Source organism: Nocardia sp. NPDC051052 (assembly GCF_044456045.1).
Taxonomy (GTDB): Bacteria; Actinomycetota; Actinomycetes; order Mycobacteriales; family Mycobacteriaceae; genus Nocardia.
In genome coordinates, this window is sequence record NZ_JBITFL010000012.1 from 131,815 (window position 1) to 145,357 (window position 13,543).

Consider the following 13,543-nt stretch of genomic DNA (forward strand, 5'->3'; position numbering starts at 1 on the left):
TATTCGCCTCGTAATATTTATAGACGGCTATGGCGCGACCTGCCTGCGGGCAGGGTGCTGGGGTTGCGGACGCTTCCGACGGGCCTGTCCTGTCCATACCGATGGCCGATCACTGGCCTCAAAAACCGGACTAATCAGGCAATATGGAAATATCTGACTTTCCTTGTCTTTGCTGCTAGGAGCGGATTCTTCGTCGGTTTACGGCGTGAATCGCAGCGCATGGGCGGAATGTGCTGAATTGTCGTAGAACCGCTCGCGTAAAGATTCCGTAGGGGTTGTGTGATCTGAAGTACAGCACCTTGAACTCTATTAGCTAGAGGTTCACTGTATCTGATACGACGTGTAGCAAGATGAGATCGAAACGTCATCGAGTTGCGTCTCAAAACCTATCTACGGGTCAGTGAAAGCGGTACGAATCCGCGCTGACGCTGGGATGGGTAGCGACAGCGTCGTCGCCGATATCAGACACCGCAAAGAAGGTTGACCCATGGTGGAACTACTCGACGCAATGGCGGTGGAGCAAATCGACACGAATTTCTTTCGTGGCAAGCTCCAGCACCGCACCGCGCTGGTTCGGACATTCGGGGGCGAAGTGGCGGCGAGGGCGCTGGCGGCGGGCTCGGCGGGGATGCACGCCGGATTCTCCGTTCATTCGATACACGGATATTTCGTCCGGCCGACGACGCCGGAGATTCCGATCGACTATCTGGTCGACACCGTCAAGCTCGGCCGCTCGTTCGGTGTTCGCCGGATACGGGCCCTGCAGCACGGTCGAGAGACCTTCCTGATGGTCGCGTCGTTCCATGTCGGTGGGCACGGTGTGCGGCATGCCGACCCGTGTCCGGAAGCTCCCGAACCCGAAGCGCTGGCACCCATCGGGATGGGCGACGCGGGCAACGAATGGGACGGCTGGGACCTCCGCCGGGTGCCAGACGGCGCGATTTGCGCGGCGCGCCAACAGGTTTGGCTCCGCTACACCGGCGAGCTGCCGGACTGCCCGGTGACCCACAGCTGTGCGCTCACCTACGCCAGCGACATGACGCTGCTGGGAGCCGCCGTCGCGGCGCACCCGGGTATCGCCATCCAGACTGCCGCGCTGGACTATTCGATCTGGTTCATGCGGCCGTTCCGGGTGGACGATTGGCTGCTCTACGACGAGATATCGCCGTCGGCGGCGGGCGGCCGGGCGTTTACCCAGGGCCGGATATTCAGTCGCAACGGCGATTTGGTGGCGATGGTCGCGCAGGAGCGGATGCTGCGGCTGGCCGAGCCCGCCTTCCTGTCGGACGCCTCGGAGCTGATGGATCGGGAGGCTTCCTGATGGCCCCGGTGTATGTCGGTCTCACCGACAAGGCATTCCTGCGGCTGCATCACGGCCACGGCGCACCGGTCATCAGTCAGACGGTGACGGTGCTGGCGAACTCGCTGACCGAGGACGAGTTGCGGGAGATGTACGCCCAGCTGCGCTCCGGCCCGTTCATGCGGCGGGTGCGGCGCCCCCGGGTGCCCTTCGCCCGGTGGCGCTGGGTGCTCGCGGACACCGCCTTGCCGTTGACCATGGAGCACGCCGCGATCGACGACGCCGACGCGCTGGCCTGGGCGAACGACCAGGCACAGTACCCACTCGATCCCGAGCAGGGGCGCGGATGGCGGCTGTCGGCGGTGCCGACCCGATCCGGCGGCATGGTCTGTTCCTGCGTCGCGTCGCACGCCATCGCGGACGGCCACGCGGGACTGATGGCCGCCATCGGACTGGTCCAGCCGGAACTGGCGAAGACGGAGGGCCTCGACGACGTCGGCCGACTTCGCGACGATCTGAAGGACGGCACCACCCGCGGTATCGCGGTGGCGCGCGAAGTGGTTTCGGAAGCGCGTCGCGCGTATCGGGATCCAGCGCACCGCAAGGCAATTCGTCAGGCGATGGCCCGCCGCGGCGCGTCGCGCGAGCCGGCGCCGCTCGGCTGGCGCGAAGGCTCGATCATCGCCACCTTCGACGCGGCGCAATGGAAGGAACTGGCGGCACAGCGTGGCGGTTCCACCAACACGCTGTATCTGGCGCTGGTCGCCGACCTCCTGCGGCACTGCGGTGCGGTGGGCGAGACGGCTCCGCTGGTGCTGATGACCGCCGTGCGGATCTTGCGGGAGCAGGACCAGATCGACTCGAATTCCTTTGCCCGCGTGCCGATCGTGGTGCAGCGGGACTGGCTGGATCGGTTCGATCTCGCGCCGCTGCGCGCGGCGAGCAAGGCAGGCTTCGGCGCGGTGCACGGGGTCGGCGCGGGCGGGATCTCGCGCCCGCGGAACATGCCGCCCGAGCTGATCGACGTGCTCCCGGAAGCGATGGTGGAACGGCTCGCCGACATCCCGCCGATCACCGTCGGCATGTGCTCCAACATGGGCGTACTCGACCCCTTCGTGCCGACCGTGATGCGCAATGGCGCGGAGCCGACCATGTTCGTGATGCGCGGGGTGTTCCAGGGCATCGACACCGAACAGGCCGATCGGCAGCCGATCGCGCTGGCGACCTGGTTGTCGGAGTTCGACGGGAAGGTCCAGTGGGTCCTGGAGAGCATCAAACCCGAAATGGCGCACACCGATGAAGAACTGGGCTTCCTGGCGCGACTCGTCGCCGAGGCCTGGGGATTGAAACCGCTCCAAGTCAGCAGCGGCGGCGGCAGTAACCGCAAAACGGCCAGGGAGTTCTCATGACCAAGCCATTGATCAAACTAGGCACCGACTTCGTCTACAACCCACATCCGGTGTACGACGAACTGCGCAAGCAAGGCCCGATCCATCACGTCCTGCTGCCCAACGGGCTGACCTCTTGGCTGGTGGTCGACTATCAGCTCGCGCGGGAGGTGCTCGCGGACGGCCGGATCAAGAAGGGCGCGGCCGCCTTGGCGCCCATCACCACCCGGCTGCGGCCGGGCGATACGTATACGACGGTGAGCACGGACCTGTGGGAGCACATGCTCAGTTCCGATCCGCCGGACCACACCCGCCTGCGCAGGCTGGTGACCAAGGCGTTCACCGCACGCACCGTGGAGCAGCTGCATCCGCGGATCGACGCGCTCGCCGACAAGCTGCTCGACGAGATGGCGGGCAAGACCGAGGTGGACTTGATCGCCGACTACGCGCTGCCGATTCCGATGACGGTGATCTGCGAACTGTTCGGGGTACCGGAGGCCGATCGGGCGCGGTTCCGTGAACTGTCGACCACGATGACGGCGGCCTCCGCCGAGAACGCCGAAGATCAACTGGCGGCGGCGAATTCGCCGTTCTACGCGACGGCAGCCGAGCGCGGTGCGGCCAGCGTCGAACTGGCCACCTATCTGATCGGGCTGGTCGCCGAGCGAGCGAAGGACCTCGGCGAGGATCTGCTGTCCCAGCTGATCATGGCGAACCACGAGGGCGACAAGCTCAGCGACAAGGAGCTCATCGCGATGCTGTTCCTGATCCTGGTGGCCGGGCACGAGACGACGGTCAACCTGATCGGTAACGGTCTCTACGCGATGCTGCGCGATCGGGTGCTGTATGAGGAGCTCACGCGGTCATCGGAGCAGATTCCGGCGGCCATCGAGGAGTTCCTCCGGCACGAGGGTCCGGTCCATCTGGCCACCCTGCGGTACACCGCCGAGCCGGTGACCTTGGCGGGCATCGACATTCCGGCCGAGGAGTTGGTGTCGGTGTCGCTGGCCGCCGCCGATCACGACCCCGGTCAGTTCGAGAATCCGCACGGCATTCAGATCGGCCAGACCGGCAAGAGCAAGGGCGGGCACCTGGCCTTCGGGCACGGCATCCACTACTGCGTCGGCGCGCCGCTGGCCCGGTTGGAGGCGAAGGTGGCGTTCGAGAAGATCCTGGCCCGCTATCCGAACATGAAGATGGCCGACGAGGTGCAGTGGCGGCCGAGCACCTTCCTGCGCGGTCTGCAGACGCTGCCGACCGTGATCGACTGAGCGATCCGGGCCCAGGCCGCGAACGACCTGGGCCCGGATCGCGTCGGCTCAGCCGAACTGGATGCCCTGTGCCAGCGGCAGTTCGGCGGAGTAGTTGACGGTGTTGGTGGCCCGGCGCATGTACGCCTTCCATGAATCCGAACCGGATTCGCGGCCGCCGCCGGTCTGCTTCTCGCCGCCGAACGCGCCGCCGATCTCGGCGCCGGAGGTGCCGATGTTGACGTTGGCGATGCCGCAGTCGGAGCCGTCGGCGGCCAGGAAGCGCTCGGCCTCGCGCTGGTCGGCGGTGAAGACCGCCGACGAAAGGCCCTGCGGCACTTCGTTGTGCATGGCGATCGCGCTGTCGAAGTCGTGATAGGTCAGCACGTACAGGATCGGCGCGAAGGTCTCCTCGCGCACCACCGCGGTCTGCGCGGGCATCCGCACGATCGCGGGCCGCACGTAGTACGCGTCGTCGCCGAAGCCGTCGACTCGTTCACCGCCGCAGATCAATTCGCCGCCGTCGGCGAGCGCCTTGTCCAGCGCGGCACGCATGCCCGCGTAGGCCCTGCCGTCGATCAGCGGACCGACCAGCACCCCGTCTTCCAGCGGATTACCAACGCGCAGTTGCTGATACGCGCTCTCGATCCGCTCGACTAGCGGGCCGACCACGTCGGCGTGCACGATCAACCGCCGCAGCGTGGTACACCGCTGCCCGGCCGTGCCCGCCGCCGAAAACACGATGCCGCGCGCCGCGAGCTCCAGATCGGCTGAGGGCGTGACGATCGCGCCATTGTTGCCGCCCAGCTCCAGCAGGCAGCGGCCGAACCGTTCGGCAACCCGAGGTGCCACGATCCGGCCCATCCGTACCGAACCCGTCGCACTGACCAGCGCGACCCGTTCGTCGTCCACCAGCCGCGAGCCGACCTCTGCCGCGCCCTGAACCAGTTGGTGCACTTCGGGATCCGCGCCGACCTCGGTCGCCGCGCGGCGCAGCAGGGTGTGGCAGGCCAGTGCGGTCAGCGGTGTGGTCTCCGACGGCTTCCACACCACCGTGTCGCCACAGACGAGCGCGATCGCGGTGTTCCACGCCCACACCGCCACCGGGAAGTTGAACGCGGAGATGACCCCGACGACACCCAGCGGATGCCAGGTCTCCATCAGCCGGTGCCCCGGCCGCTCGGACGGCATCGTCTGCCCGTACAGCTGCCGCGACAGGCCGATCGCGAACTCGCAGACGTCGATCATCTCCTGCACCTCGCCCGCGGCCTCGGCGCCGATCTTGCCCGCCTCGAGTGTCACCAGTTCGGCGAGCTCACTCTTGTGCGTGGTGAGCAGCTCGGCCAGCCTGCGCACCACCGCGGCGCGGATCGGCGCGGGCACCGTGCGCCAGGCGCCGAATGCGGTGGCCGCGCGGTCGATCGCGGCATCGACCTCGTCCGATGTGCTCGATGGCAGGCTCATCAACTGGGTGCCGGTAATGGGGCTGCGAGCGGGCAGGTCGCCCGGTTCAGGGGGTTGGACACCGAGGCCGCGCAGTACCGCTGCCGCGCGGTCCGCGAGTTCCCGGGTGGACTGGTCGCCGAGTACATCCGTCATCTGTTGCTCCGCCGTACCTTTCGGCCGCATTGCGGCATCTCTGTCCCATGTCTTGGGAGGATCGGGGTGATGTTTCTGCCACGAGGAGGGCTGCCTGGGTTAGTCTCCGCTGATGGCGGATACACCTGCACGACCTGCACTCGACGATATCGATCGCCTGCTGATCCGGGAACTGATGGCCGATGGGCGCGCCACGTTGTCGAACCTGGCCGAGAAGGCGAGCCTGTCGGTGTCCGCCGTGCAATCGCGGGTGCGCAGGCTGGAAGCGCGCGGGGTGATCCGCGGCTACACGGCGCACGTCGACCCGGAGGCACTCGGCCAGCTGTTGTCGGCATTCGTCGCGATCACTCCTCTCGACCCGTCGCAGCCCGATGACGCCCCGGCGGTGTTGCAGCACATCCCCGGGATCGAGGCGTGCCACTCGGTAGCAGGCGATGAGAGCTACATGCTGCTGGTCCGGGTGGCCTCGCCACGGCACCTCGAGCAGCTGCTGCAGGAGATCAGAGCGACCGCCAACGTCAGGACCCGAAGCACCATCATCTTGCAGACATTCTATGACAGGTAGCCGTTACGTGTAATTAATCCGCTTTCCTGTACAGAAACCGTAAATTTTCGTATCCTCGATGGCGTGACCATCGAACTGGAACGCACCCGCCCGGCGGTCACCCCCGCCGCCCGGGTGCACGAGATTCTGTCGGCCAGCATCCTCGCTGATGGCTTCGATTTAGTGCTGGACTTACAACAGTCCCGCGGCTGCAAGCTCGTAGACGAACGCGACGGCAGCTCCTATCTGGACATGTTCGGCTTCTTCGCGTCCAACGCGCTGGGGATGAATCACCCCGCGCTGGCCGACGACGCCGAGTTCCGCGAGGAGCTGGTGACCGCCGCACTGAACAAGCCGAGCAACTCCGATATCTACACCGTAGAAATGGCGCGCTTCGTCGAGACGTTCGCGCGGGTACTCGGCGATCCCCGGCTGCCGCACCTGTTCTTCATCGACGGCGGCGGACTCGCCGTGGAAAACGCGCTGAAGATCGCGTTCGACTGGAAGAGCAGGCACAACGAGAGCCACGGCCGCGCACCGGAACTCGGCACCAAGGTGCTGCACCTGACCGGCGCCTTCCACGGCCGCACCGGCTACACGATGTCGCTGACCAACACCGACCCGGTGAAGACCGCCCGGTTCCCCAAGTTCGACTGGCCGCGCATCGACGCGCCGTTCCTGACCGACGACCACGACATCGACGAGGCCGAAGCCCGCGCGCTGGACCAGGCCCGGCGCGCGTTCGCCGAAAATCCGCACGACATCGCGTGTTTCATCGCCGAGCCGATCCAGGGCGAGGGCGGCGACCGGCATCTGCGGCCGGAATTCCTGCAGGCGATGCAGCGGCTGTGCCACGAGAACGACGCGCTGTTCGTACTCGACGAGGTACAGACCGGCGTCGGCATGACCGGAACCACCTGGGCCTACCAGCAGCTCGGCGTGCAGCCGGACATCATCGCGTTCGGCAAGAAGACCCAGGTGTGCGGCGTGATGGCCGGCGGGCGCGTCGACGAGGTGCCCGACAATGTGTTCGTGGTCAACTCCCGGATCAACTCGACCTGGGGCGGCAACCTCACCGACATGGTGCGCGTGCGGCGCATTCTCGAGGTGCTGGAACAGGATTCGCTGATCGAACGGTCCAGGGCACTCGGCGCGCACCTGCTCGATCGGCTGGAAACGCTCGCGGCGCAGCATCCGAGTATCACCGAACCGCGCGGACGCGGACTGATGTGCGCGGTCACCGTGGCGTCGGTGCAGCTGCGTGACGAGGTGCTCACCGCGCTGCGTGAGCGTGAGCACGTGCTGATCCTCGGCACCGGCGAGCGGAGCATCCGTTTCCGGCCGCCGCTGACGGTGTCCGCCGCCGAACTGGATGCCGCGGTCGACGCACTGGATCGGGTGCTGGCCGGCTTCGAGTAGGCACGGCCGGGGCCGGGCGCGATTTTCGTGCGGCCGCTTGGGTGGTAGCTTCGCGCGGTCTGCCGGACGGAACGTCGTCCGGCAGACCGCGCGTTTGTGTCACTCGTCAGCTGCTCGGCTGCGTTGTGCCGCACGTGTTTTGTCGTGCTGCCGCCGGAATTGCCGGCAATTACACGCGCAGGCCCAGGGCGCCTTCGACGAATCGGCGGACGGTGCTCAGGCCGGCTTCGAGGGCGGGTTCGTAGCCGTCGCGGGCCCAGCCGGTGAGTTCGGCCGCGCCGTCGCCGGTGGGGCGCGCGCCTACTTCGGCGACCAGCTCGGCGGTTGTCGGTTCGCATACCGCCCAGGAAAAGTGGGATTCCTCCACCCATCCGGCGGTGCGCAACGCGACGTAGCCAGGGTCGGTGATGCCGCCCTCGGCCAGTGCGGGGCGGTCATCGATGCGGTCATCGGCGCGGAGTGCGCGCAGATACCAAGTCCCCGCGTTGATCTCGATCGGTTCCATCAGTGGCCGCACTCGTCGCGATGCTGCGGCGTCGACTCCTGTTGCTGCATGCACCGAGGCTAGCGGCTGTTGCCGAGCCCGATTCGATCGTCCCGTAGTACCGCGCAGCGCGGTGCTGTCCGGTGAGCCGATCGCGGGTGACGACGAGCAGGTTGCGACGCGATCATGCCGACGGTCTCCGCGCTGTTCTCGATCAGTCGATGGCGTCCCGGCCGCGGCCCCTGCGGTCCCGTCGGCGATCCCGGCCGCGGTCGTCCTGGTTGTGCCTGCTGCCGAACAGCAGGGCGCCCATCAGCGGGATGGCCAGGAACCACAGCCAGCTGCCGGTGGCGAAGAACAGGATGACCGCGAGGATCGGGATCACCGCCATCACCCGCTCCGGCCACTCCGAGAGGAAACCGGACTCCGGCTTTGCGGGCACCGCCGCGGCCTTGACCAGCGGGTCCGGCAGATCGGCGAACACCGGCGTGATGTCGCCGCGCGTGACGGCGGCCGCGATCACCGCGCTGCGCTCGTCGAATTCCGCGACGCTGAGCCGCCCGGCTGCGAAATGATCGGACAGTCGTTGCATCGCCGCTTCACGCTCCGCGGTGCCGATACGGATATCGGGTAGATCCTCCATGAGGAAAAGGCTAGCGGGAGGTGCAACACCATGGGTGAGACGTGGTTCGGCCACTATCGCCTCGATCGATTGCTCGGCAGCGGTGGCACCGGACAGGTGTGGCTCGCGCACGACAGCATCGCCGATCGTGTCGTCGCGTTGAAGGTGTTGTCCGCCACGGTGGCGGCCGACCCCAAGTACCGTCAGCGGTTCACCAGGGAGGCGCGGCTTGCGGCTCAGGTGCGCGGGCCACACCTCGCGGCGATCCACGCGTTCGGCGAATTCGATGACAAGCTCTACCTCGCGATGGAGTACATCGAGGGCACCGATCTGGCCACCGTGCTCCGGCTGGAGGGTCCGATGTCGCCCGCACGGGCGGTGCGGGTGGTGGTGCAGGTCGCGACGGCGCTCGACGCCGCGCACCGGGCGGGCCTGGTGCATCGCGACGTCAAGCCGGCCAACATCATGGTCCATCCCGGCGGGCACGTGCAGCTGATCGACTTCGGTACCGCGTATCGGATCGACCAGCCCGCGATCACGACGAGCAGCAATGTGGTCGGCACCCTGGCGTACATGGCGCCGGAACGCTTCGCCAGTTCGGGCGACGCTCGCTCCGACCAGTACTCGCTGGCCTGTGTGTTGTATGAATGCCTCACCGCGCGAAGGCCCTTCGGTAATGCCGATGCGGCGCAGTCGATGGTCGCGCACCTGATGACTGAGCCGCCACTGGCCGCGGACGTCAACCCCGCGGTGCCCGCCGCGCTGGACGCGGTCATCGCCCGCGGGATGGCCAAGGCTCCGGAGCAGCGCTGCGCCAGCGCGGGCGAATTCGCGTCGGCCGCCTATGCCGCGATCACCGGCCTCGACGTGCCTACGGTCGAGACCGCCGCCGCGCTATTGCCGACGACGGCCGTGCTGCCCCAGCCGCTTCGATCCCCTCCGATGCGGGTGGGTGGTGGCTCCGGTAGTGCGTCACCGGGTGTCGGCAGCACGGTTTCGCAACGCCTGACGCGTCCGGAGTGGCTCGGCGGTGGCTCGCGGCAGGTGACGAGATCGCGATTCGCGGTCGCGGCCCTGGTCGCGCTGCTCGTTGCGGTAGGGATGGCGATGTGGCTCGGTCGGCCCGGTGATCATGGGAAAGACTCGGCTGATTCGATATTCGGGCCGCCGACCACGCAAACCGGATCCTTCGAGCCTCGGCTGGCACCCCCTTCGGTGACGTCCGCGCCCGCCCCGCCGGTGCAGGCTCCGGTTTCTGCTGCGCCGCTTCCGGTTCCGGAAACCCTGCCGGTCGCCAGTGATCCGGTCGTATGGCAGCCGTGCGATCCGGCCGTCGACGGGCGCGGCCTCGCCGGGGACGGCACCCCACTGCAGTGCGTTGGCATTGGCGGCCGGCTCGCGAGCTGGATGCCCGCGGCGCTCGGCACTGGGCCGCCCGCGAACACTGCGAAGCCAGGTCGCGACAAGCCGGGCGGCGAAAACAACGGCAACGGCAACGGCAACGGAAACGGAAACGGAAACGGCAACGGGCACGGCAAGCACGGCAACGACAAGTAACGGCCGGGTGGCACGCAGGGCGAGGGCGGGTGTTGTTGACGACACACTGGCCGGTCGGGCGGGGCGGGGTTAGGCTCCGAAGGAGGTTGGGTTCTTTGGTGTTCGCGGCGTGAACTGGTGTTTTCCAGTGGCGCCGTGGTCGATCGGAGACCGGCGGGCTGGGCCTGGACAAGTCGACGGTGACTGGAGGTTCGCGATGGGGGAGGTGCGATTCGGGGGTTACCGGCTGGAGCGGTTGCTCGGCCGGGGTGGGATGGGGCAGGTCTGGCTGGCGTATGACGACGCGGGCGCGCGCTGGGTGGCGTTGAAGCTGCTACCGACCGAGCTCGCGGCGGATGCGGGGTATCGCAAGCGATTCGAGCGCGAGGCCGAGGTGGTGGCCAGGCTGCGCGATCCGCACATTCCGCGGATCCATCGGTTCGGCGAGATCGACGGCCGGCTGTTCATCGACATGGAATTCGTCGAGGGGCAGGATCTGGCGAGCACGGTCGCCGCCGGAAAGTTGGCGCCTGCCGCGGCCGTCGGGATCGTCGGGCAGGTGGCGGTTGCGCTGGATGTGGCGCAACGGGCCGGGCTGGTGCATCGAGATGTCAAGCCGTCCAACATCGTTGTGCATTCCGGCGGCTTCGCCTATCTGATCGACTTCGGCATCGCGCACGGCATCGGCCAAACTGCGGTAACCACAACCGGATTGGCGATCGGCACGCTGGCGTACATGGCGCCGGAACGGTTCACCGGTAAGGCCGATGCCCGCTCCGACGTGTACTCACTTGCCTGCGTCCTCTACGAATGCCTCACCGCCGCAAGGCCTTACGGTGATACCGACCCTGCTCAGCAGATGCACGCGCACCTGATGACCGACCCGCCGCGCGCCGCGTCCCGCAACGCCGCCGTTCCTGCCGCGTTGGACGCCGTCATCACCCGCGGCATGGCCAAGAAGCCTGACGATCGCTATCCGACCGCGGGCGAATTCGCCGCTGCCGCGCACGCTGCGATCGGAACCCGCCCGCCCGATTCGCCGGCACGTCCGCCGAAATCGCTTGCGTCGACCAAGGTTTTGCCGCAATCCGGACCCGCGCCCACTCGCGTCGAGACCCGTCGAGCGGAACATGGGCGGCCAGGACCTATGTGGGGCGTGCCGCAGCCCCCCGCGCGGCCTGGTCCCGCGCAGCCGGTCGGGGCCGGGCAGGGCTTGGCGCAATCCGGGCCGACAGCCACCCGTGTAGAGGCCGGTCGAGAGGGCTTTGCGCTGCCGGTCAGGTCTGCGTGGGGTGTGTCGCGATCCGGCGCGGCGCCGACCCTGGGCGAGCAACCGGTCGCCGCGCCTCGCGCGGCGAAACCGCTTGCGCCGACGAAGGTTCTGCCAGAACCAGGGCCGACGCCCACTCGGGTGGCGACTCGGCTCGAGGTGTCGCCTGCGAGTTATCTGCCGCCGCAGTCATATCCGACCGGAGCGCAGTATCGAGAAGACGCGCGTGGATATCCCGTAGTGGCACAGCGGGGTGCCGAAGTGCCGGTTGGCTACTCGTCGGACCACCGTCCGCTACGGTCGGGTTCGGTTGCACCGCAGTCGAGTTCGGTCGCGCAGCAGGTCGGGGCGGCCGCGCGAGGGTTGCGCGCGCTTGTGCTGCCGCGTTCGGCTCCATCGAAGCCGGGAACGGTGGGTCCGGGGTCGCGTCCTCGGGAAGTGCTGTCCCGTCCGGGGGTTCCGCAGCAGCGCTACCCGGTCGGCTACGGGCGTCGTGTTTTCCCGGCTCCGGCGAAACGGCCGAAGTATCAGCGGTATTCGGATGCTCGCCGACCGATCGTTGCGGTGCGCCGCCCGCGGCGCAAGCGCGGCGGGGTGCTGTCCAAGGTGATCGGCGCACTGGTTGTCATCTTTCTGACGCCGTTCATGCTGGCGGCGGGGTGTGTTGCGTTGTTGGCAGGCAGTCGAACCGGTGACTCGAACGGGACCGGTGCGCCGCGGCCGACGGCGATGGCTGAGGAGAATCCGGCGCCACCGCCGGATCAGCCCGATTCGCCGGGACTTCCGGCCGCAGGTACGCCGGTGCGGGACGGGAAGTTCGAGTTCGTCGTGCGCAACGTCGATACCGGCGTGCATCGCGTCGGCCTTCAGTCGGCGACGGGGTCGTTCGTGATCGTCACCCTCGACGTCCAGAACATCTCCGACGAGTCGAAGTGGTTCCTTCCGGTCGGCCAGCGCCTGTTCGACGCGCAAGGCACCCCGTTCGACCACAATGTCACCGCGACCATGTGGCAGTCCGCCCAGCACGGCTACAACTACTCGTTCGAACTGCCGCCCGGCCAATCCGCAACCACCCAACTGGTTTTCGACGTGCCGCCCGCCGCGACTCCGGCCCACCTGGAGCTACACGACTTCGTCCTGTCCAACGGCGTCGCCGTCCGGCTGGACTGACCCGCGGAACTGTCAGGCGACGCGAGCCGTGTCGGCGAGCACCGTGTGTACCGCGCGGCGGCCGATCTCCAGTGCCGTGGCGAGCAGGGTGGTGTCGCGGGCGGCGCTGTCGATGTCGGGGGAGCCGAGGGGCGGGTGGATCTGCAGGACGGCGTCGCCGAGTTCGGCGAGGGCGCGGTCTTCGATGGCCTGCTGGTGCGGGCGCTGAATCCAGGCGCGGTAGGCGCCGGGGGCGGTGGCGCGCAGGTAGCCGCCGCCGACGACGCGGTGCAGCAGCGAGGCGGGCGGCCGGTGTTCGTCGATGCGGCGGGTGCGCAGGACGAGGGCGTGCGTAGCGCCGTCACGGACGGCGGTGCGGACCGGGACGGTTTCGGTGAGGCCGCCGTCGAAGTAGTGCGCGCCGCCTAGGGCGACCGGTGGACCTGCGAGGATGGGCAGGCCCGCGGAGGCCCGCAGCGCGCGCATGAGGGTGCGTTTGTCCACGATGTGGGGGTGCAGGTCGACCGCGTGGCCGGTGCGGATGTCGGTGGCGATGGGGTGAAAAGTGGTGGAGTTGGCCAAGATCGCCGAGAAGTTCATCCCCTCGGCGCCGTCGTAGACCTGATGCACCAGGTAACGCAGATCGAAGGCGGGCCGCCCGCGTAACAACCTGGCCGGATCGATGGCACGCTGCATGATCTCCGGATCGGTCCAGGAACGCATGCCCGACCGCGCGCGGCCACCGAGCAGCCAGGCGCCGTTGATCGCGCCCGCGGAGGTGCCGTAGACGGCGTCGAAGACCTGGCCGAGGCCGAGTTCCTCGATGGCCGACACCATGCCGCTGGAGTAGACGCCGCGACTGCCGCCACCCTCGACGACGAGCACCAGCCGCTGCCCGTCGGCGCGGCTTCCCGCCGCACGACGGGCGCGGATCATCTCCGCGACGACGGAGACGGTCTGCGTACTGGTCACCGGACCACGA

Annotated in this window: 11 protein-coding genes; 7 read left to right on the top strand and 4 right to left on the bottom strand. The window is 67.9% G+C overall.

Annotated elements, in window-relative coordinates; translation table 11 throughout:
* Positions 1-487 precede the first annotated feature (487 nt).
* From ACIBCN_RS34285 to ACIBCN_RS34295, 3 genes are read left to right on the top strand one after another with little or no spacing between them, the layout of a single operon-like run.
* Positions 488-1,321 carry an acyl-CoA thioesterase gene (locus ACIBCN_RS34285; RefSeq protein WP_396995847.1) on the top strand — a complete coding sequence of 278 codons (834 nt, stop codon included), beginning with the start codon at positions 488-490 and terminating at the stop codon, positions 1,319-1,321.
* A complete protein-coding gene (locus ACIBCN_RS34290; RefSeq protein WP_396995848.1) occupies positions 1,321-2,709 on the top strand; it encodes a hypothetical protein in 1,389 nt (462 codons plus the stop codon). The genes ACIBCN_RS34285 and ACIBCN_RS34290 overlap by 1 nt, the downstream gene beginning before the upstream one ends.
* Positions 2,706-3,959 (top strand): cytochrome P450, encoded by a 1,254-nt coding sequence (locus ACIBCN_RS34295; RefSeq protein WP_396995849.1) that lies wholly within the window; start codon positions 2,706-2,708, stop codon positions 3,957-3,959. The genes ACIBCN_RS34290 and ACIBCN_RS34295 overlap by 4 nt, the downstream gene beginning before the upstream one ends.
* Before the next feature lie 48 nt (positions 3,960-4,007).
* Here ACIBCN_RS34295 and ACIBCN_RS34300 read toward each other — a convergent pair whose 3' ends face one another.
* Positions 4,008-5,537, bottom strand: coding sequence for an aldehyde dehydrogenase family protein (locus ACIBCN_RS34300; RefSeq protein WP_396995850.1), 1,530 nt, complete (start codon positions 5,535-5,537; stop codon positions 4,008-4,010).
* 112 nt (positions 5,538-5,649) lie between these two features.
* Between ACIBCN_RS34300 and ACIBCN_RS34305 the strand changes: the two genes are divergently transcribed.
* Together ACIBCN_RS34305 and lat are read left to right on the top strand one after the other, a co-directional pair.
* Positions 5,650-6,102 carry an Lrp/AsnC family transcriptional regulator gene (locus tag ACIBCN_RS34305; RefSeq protein ID WP_150404358.1) on the top strand — a complete coding sequence of 151 codons (453 nt, stop codon included), beginning with the start codon at positions 5,650-5,652 and terminating at the stop codon, positions 6,100-6,102.
* Between the two features lie 63 nt (positions 6,103-6,165).
* A complete protein-coding gene (lat, locus tag ACIBCN_RS34310) occupies positions 6,166-7,500 on the top strand; it encodes an L-lysine 6-transaminase (RefSeq protein ID WP_396995851.1) in 1,335 nt (444 codons plus the stop codon).
* 169 nt (positions 7,501-7,669) lie between these two features.
* On the opposite strand, the gene ACIBCN_RS34315 is transcribed toward lat, so the two are convergent.
* A complete protein-coding gene (locus ACIBCN_RS34315; protein WP_396995852.1) occupies positions 7,670-8,005 on the bottom strand; it encodes a hypothetical protein in 336 nt (111 codons plus the stop codon).
* 193 nt (positions 8,006-8,198) lie between these two features.
* On the bottom strand, positions 8,199-8,627 hold the full coding sequence (locus ACIBCN_RS34320) for a DUF1707 domain-containing protein (protein WP_396995853.1): 429 nt from the start codon (positions 8,625-8,627) through the stop codon (positions 8,199-8,201).
* 30 nt (positions 8,628-8,657) lie between these two features.
* Here ACIBCN_RS34320 and ACIBCN_RS34325 point away from each other — a divergent pair, with 30 nt between their 5' ends.
* Entirely contained in the window at positions 8,658-10,163 is a 1,506-nt protein-coding gene (locus ACIBCN_RS34325) for a serine/threonine-protein kinase (protein WP_396995854.1), read from the top strand.
* A 196-nt stretch (positions 10,164-10,359) separates the two neighbouring features.
* Positions 10,360-12,582 (top strand): protein kinase, encoded by a 2,223-nt coding sequence (locus ACIBCN_RS34330; RefSeq protein ID WP_396995855.1) that lies wholly within the window; start codon positions 10,360-10,362, stop codon positions 12,580-12,582.
* A gap of 12 nt (positions 12,583-12,594) precedes the next feature.
* Here the strand turns inward: ACIBCN_RS34330 and ACIBCN_RS34335 are convergent, their stop codons facing one another.
* Entirely contained in the window at positions 12,595-13,533 is a 939-nt protein-coding gene (locus tag ACIBCN_RS34335) for a patatin family protein (protein WP_396995856.1), read from the bottom strand.
* Between the last annotated feature and the right edge of the window lie 10 nt (positions 13,534-13,543).